This window comes from uncultured Campylobacter sp., assembly GCF_937890585.1.
GTDB lineage: Bacteria > Campylobacterota > Campylobacteria > Campylobacterales > Campylobacteraceae > Campylobacter_A.
Genome location: NZ_CALACG010000300.1, coordinates 1 through 4380, shown reverse-complemented (window position 1 = coordinate 4380; position 4380 = coordinate 1). Strand labels below are relative to the sequence as shown.

Annotated in this window: 9 protein-coding genes; all 9 read left to right on the top strand. The window is 38.4% G+C overall.

What is annotated here, in order from left to right:
- The coding region (locus Q0296_RS09055) for a hypothetical protein (RefSeq protein ID WP_298039632.1) at window positions 1-846 on the top strand (846 nt) is incomplete at its 5' end.
- 12 nt (window positions 847-858) lie between these two features.
- Window positions 859-1374 (top strand): hypothetical protein, encoded by a 516-nt coding sequence (locus Q0296_RS09050; RefSeq protein ID WP_298039629.1) that lies wholly within the window; start codon window positions 859-861, stop codon window positions 1372-1374.
- Window positions 1367-1753: a DUF1353 domain-containing protein gene (locus tag Q0296_RS09045; RefSeq protein WP_298039627.1), complete on the top strand. Its 387-nt coding sequence runs from the start codon at window positions 1367-1369 to the stop codon at window positions 1751-1753. Before Q0296_RS09050 ends, Q0296_RS09045 begins: the two co-directional genes overlap by 8 nt.
- A complete protein-coding gene (locus Q0296_RS09040; protein ID WP_298039623.1) occupies window positions 1725-2093 on the top strand; it encodes a hypothetical protein in 369 nt (122 codons plus the stop codon). The genes Q0296_RS09045 and Q0296_RS09040 overlap by 29 nt, the downstream gene beginning before the upstream one ends.
- The gene (locus Q0296_RS09035; RefSeq protein ID WP_298039617.1) at window positions 2083-2265 is read left to right on the top strand and encodes a hypothetical protein; all 183 of its coding nucleotides are present in this window, start codon (window positions 2083-2085) and stop codon (window positions 2263-2265) included. Before Q0296_RS09040 ends, Q0296_RS09035 begins: the two co-directional genes overlap by 11 nt.
- Before the next feature lie 143 nt (window positions 2266-2408).
- Window positions 2409-2777: a hypothetical protein gene (locus tag Q0296_RS09030; RefSeq protein WP_103567417.1), complete on the top strand. Its 369-nt coding sequence runs from the start codon at window positions 2409-2411 to the stop codon at window positions 2775-2777.
- Window positions 2774-3334, top strand: coding sequence for a putative peptidoglycan-binding domain-containing protein (locus Q0296_RS09025; RefSeq protein ID WP_298039611.1), 561 nt, complete (start codon window positions 2774-2776; stop codon window positions 3332-3334). The genes Q0296_RS09030 and Q0296_RS09025 overlap by 4 nt, the downstream gene beginning before the upstream one ends.
- Window positions 3334-3600: a hypothetical protein gene (locus tag Q0296_RS09020; RefSeq protein WP_298039606.1), complete on the top strand. Its 267-nt coding sequence runs from the start codon at window positions 3334-3336 to the stop codon at window positions 3598-3600. Before Q0296_RS09025 ends, Q0296_RS09020 begins: the two co-directional genes overlap by 1 nt.
- Window positions 3590-4240, top strand: coding sequence for a hypothetical protein (locus Q0296_RS09015; protein WP_103567414.1), 651 nt, complete (start codon window positions 3590-3592; stop codon window positions 4238-4240). The genes Q0296_RS09020 and Q0296_RS09015 overlap by 11 nt, the downstream gene beginning before the upstream one ends.
- Window positions 4241-4380 lie beyond the last annotated feature (140 nt).

The following is a 4380-nucleotide window of genomic DNA, read 5'->3' as shown; positions in this document are numbered from 1 at the left end:
ACTCAAGCTAGCATAGAGCTAAACCTTGCAAAAGGGGAGCAGCATACCTTAACAAAAGAGGTGCTTAAAGCAAAGGTTGGGAACACTTATGAGTATAGTGGTGTTAAAAGGCGTCGCCTATACATCTCTTTAAACTATCGCTTTTTCTCAGAGGGAAGTACATTATGGCTTTTAGAAAACGGAGATTTTAGTAAGTCCGTAATTCTAGGCTATATATGGAGAAGTGAAGATAAACTTCGCTTCTTGTATAAGGGAAGCTCTAAAGAACTATCTAGCTCTATCGCAAGTGATAGAATGCAATATCCCCTCAAAGGCTATAATGTTGGAGCATCTGTGCTTCTTTCTGTAAAAGGAATATCTGCTTATGCAGAAAAAGATATGCTAGAAGTTTCTTTTTCTGAGGATTTTCTTAATGACACTAACTCTACTTTCTCTTTGGTATTTAAAAGAGGAGATAAAGGGGGAGATGATTACTTCAATACAAGAGGGAATAGCCTATATGCTAAGGGAGAGTATAACTCCTATGATAATCTTACAGCCCCTAACTTTGTTATCCCTAAGTCAAAGCGAAACGTAGAGTTTATTATAGGGGATTGGAGTGACACCTTAGCTAATAAGCGTTTTAGGGCACAGACTACCTCTTTAGGTGGCTCAGGATTTCTACAAGGGACTATCACGCTAACACCTGCTGAAAACTCAACAGGGAGTAGAGGGGCTTACAAAACGAGTGTATGGGTTTATAAAAAAGATACTTACCTTGTAATGAGAGCCACAGAACAGGCGACAGGAGGCAATAAAGAGTTTATAAACTTAACAATGTCTTCTCTTTCACTTTTAAGCCTTTAAAAGGAGGGATAAATGGAACTATATAGTTTAAAGGATGACCTTGTAGCAGAGACCCCTTACATCATAACAGATAAGGGTACGCTTTATACAAAGTTTTTAGATGATAAAGAGCTAAAAGAGCTAGGGTATCTAAAGGTATCCTACAAGGATTATCCAGCAAATGTAGATGAGTTTAAAAAGGTGGTGCAGTCTAGTGAAGTCAAAGGAGACACTTACGTAATATCTTATGAGATAGTAAGCAAGAACCTAGAGGAACTTACAGCACTTTTTAAAGAAAAGACACAAGAGCTCCTAGACGCTAAAGCAAAAGAGAAAGGATACGATGACATACTCTCTGCTTGCTCTTATGCAGGCTATGACAATGACTTTAGAGCAGAAGGAGAAGCCTTTGGTATTTGGAGAGCTAAGGTGTGGAAGTATGGCTATGGTTTGCTAAATGCTATTGCTGAGGGTAAGCATAAGATGCCTAAGAGCTTTGATGAGATTTTAGCAGAGATGCCAACACTTGAGGAGGTGCATAATGGCTGAGAAGTTACAAAGAATAGTAGTTAAGCCTTTTGGTAAGGATAACTTTGAGACAGCTAGTCCGTTTAAGTATAAAGACATAGACATACCTGTGGGCTACATAACAGATGGTGCAAGTATCCCTAGAATATTTTGGTGGATGTTTGAGCCTTATAGCCCTGAGTATCTAACAGCCTCTGTGATACACGATTACTTAACAGATGATGCCTTAAGACTTTATATAAAGCTAGGTAACAATAGTGATTTTAAAGTAGCTGATGATACCTTTAGGGAGCTCTTAGAACTCTTAGGGGTAGCTAAATGGAAGATACTGCTTTTCTATTATAGTGTAAGAGCCTATCACATAATCAAATATGGGAGAGATACAAGTGCTAAGTCCTAGTTTATATCTTAGTGGCTTTCTGCTACTTACAACTTTGTTTCTAGGGTATAGGTATCAAAGCCTAGACAATGAGCTGAGTGTCACAAAGGAGAGGCTAAAGTCTAGTGATGAGATGAACCAAAAGCTAAAAGATGAGATAAACGAACAAGATAGGCTCATAAATCTCAAACTAGAAGCAATAGAGAAAGCCAGCAAACAAAGGCAAGTAATAGAGATAAAAGCAAATAAAGTCAAAGAAAGGGTGCTATATGAGGACAAAAAGGATATGTCTAATGCTCTTGACATCAGTGTTTCTTATGTGCTTGATGGGTTGCGAAAGCAAGCAGGCAGTGCTAAATAAGTATGACAAGATACCAAGCTACCTATTACAAGCCCCTATGATAGCAGATAGGAACGTAACAAACCAAAGTGATGCAGGGGTGTTATTAATAGATGTCTATAGTGGTTATGAGAAGTGTATAGGACAGCTAGAGGACATAAAAAAGTATGAAGCAAAAAGAGATAAACAATAAAAACATAAGGGTGTGTAAATGGAACGAATAATAAAGAGAACAAAAGCCTTTTGGCTAAATAAAATGGTTGTAGTAGAAATAATATTATCCGTCCTAATAATGTATGTTTTTACCTATAAATTTTAAAAAAAAGGGGCTAGGTAATGGATGATCTTATGGATAGGCTAGGCTTTTACTTTTGGGTGATAATAGTTGGCTTTGTAGGCGGCGTGTTAAGCATTGCAGGGGGTAATGCCAAGGTTGCAAGCGATGGTAAGGCTATCATAAATTTTTTCGTTGGCACTATTAGCTCGACTTTTATATGCTGGGTAGCTTACGAGACGGCATTTTATTTCACAGAAAAAGGGAGCTTTAGTCTCGCAGTCGGTGGCTTTTTTGCATGGAGAGGCACAGCTTGGGTTAGTGCCGTGATCGACAAAGCAATAGACAAAAAGATAGACCACTTAAGTGATAACAACTATGACTATACGCCAAGACCGCCTCGCGACTACGATATAGGAGATGAAAAATGAACTACACAAACTACACACAAGCTTTTAATCTTTTAATGAGCTTAGAATTTAGTCGCCCTGAAAAAGCCCTACATAAAAATCCAACAGAAAATGGGCTAACTTTTATGGGCATTTATGAAGCCGCTCACCCAAACTGGCAAGGCTGGGGGCAAGTTAGGGCAGCTATCAACGCATATGGTGATCTTAAAAAGGCTAGCATCGCCCTATATAATGATGACGCATTAATCGAAAAAGTAAAAATATTTTATAAAAAAGAATTTTGGGACAAAATGAGACTTGACGAGGTAGATAGTGGGTTAAAAGCGTGTGAACTCTTTGTTTTTGGCGTAAACGTAGATACAGTGCCAGCAGTTAGGGTTTTACAAAGGCTTTTAGGTGTAGTGGTGGACGGCATTATGGGTGCCCAGACTCTTAAAGCGTTAAACAACTACGACGAGCGAGCCTTTGATAGTGATTTTGATAGGGCAGAGATCGCCTATTATCGAAATTTAATAAGAAAAAACCCACGCCTTGGTGTATATGAGCAAGGTTGGGAAAATAGAGCGAGGAGCGTATAATGGCTGAAAGAAATTTAGGCGACGAGATCGACGAAATAAAAACACAACTACAAACAATTATGAATAAGATCAGTAGCCTTCAAGATGAAACTAGATCGTTGCGAAGTTTTACAAACGACCTAAACAACACAATCAATAGCTTTTCATCAAGGATTAAACGAATAGAGACAAATGGACTAAAAAGTGCCGTAAGCGACTTGCGCGATGATCTTGATTTGCAAAGAATAAAAGTAACTAGACTGGAGAGAAAAGACAATGGATTTTAAAAACGCATATTTAGAAAGAACGAGAGAGCTATTAAAACTAAGCATCGGAGCGGACACGCCATATCAAGAAACACTAAAATATCTTGATGATTGTTTTGAGAAATACGAGATACCAAATCAACACAGAATAAACGTGCTTTCTCAAATGCTGCCACTAATCACAACGCAGTTTACGATCACAGCAATGCAAACTGGGCTTGAGCTAACACAACAAGACCTAAGCTTTGAGTTATCACTAAAAAACCTTGAAAAGCAAGCAGCCGCAATGGATGCAAACATTGAGGGCATAAAAGAGCAAACAAGAAATACTAAACTAAAAAATGATGAGCTAGAGGCTCAAGCGGCAGATAAACTAGAAAATTTAAAAGAGCAAAACAATCTCTTACGAGCTCAAATAGCAAAACTAGCAAAAGAGCAAGCGCTAGCAGAGAGCCAACAACGTGCAGTAGATAGGCAAGTGATCGACAATAGGATTATTAAATCAATGTCAGTGCTTGGCAACTTCATCGCAGAAAATCAAGCTGGTGGTATGATAGTGCCGTCTGATATGACAAAGTATTTGTTTAATATGGTGCATGCGCTAATTAAAAACGATATAACGATCGATGAAAACAAAAACTTCACGATGACAAAGAAATGATCGGCTTAAGCGATATATTAAATTTAACAAACTCAGACACTGGCGATGACTATGAGTTTATGGCTGGTGGCCAGTTTGATTTTTACCAAGCAGGTAGTCTTGGCTACTCTGCTTTTAACACACCTTCGCCTGATTTAAGG

What these genes read in the sequence shown, in the direction of transcription:
- Q0296_RS09050 (WP_298039629.1), top strand. Translation starts at nt 859, where the DNA reads ATGGAACTATATAGTTTAAAGGATGACCTTGTAGCAGAGACCCCTTAC.
- Q0296_RS09045 (WP_298039627.1), top strand. Translation starts at nt 1,367, where the DNA reads ATGGCTGAGAAGTTACAAAGAATAGTAGTTAAGCCTTTTGGTAAGGAT.
- Q0296_RS09040 (WP_298039623.1), top strand. Translation starts at nt 1,725, where the DNA reads ATGGGAGAGATACAAGTGCTAAGTCCTAGTTTATATCTTAGTGGCTTT.
- Q0296_RS09030 (WP_103567417.1), top strand. Translation starts at nt 2,409, where the DNA reads ATGGATGATCTTATGGATAGGCTAGGCTTTTACTTTTGGGTGATAATA.
- Q0296_RS09025 (WP_298039611.1), top strand. Translation starts at nt 2,774, where the DNA reads ATGAACTACACAAACTACACACAAGCTTTTAATCTTTTAATGAGCTTA.
- Q0296_RS09020 (WP_298039606.1), top strand. Translation starts at nt 3,334, where the DNA reads ATGGCTGAAAGAAATTTAGGCGACGAGATCGACGAAATAAAAACACAA.
- Q0296_RS09015 (WP_103567414.1), top strand. Translation starts at nt 3,590, where the DNA reads ATGGATTTTAAAAACGCATATTTAGAAAGAACGAGAGAGCTATTAAAA.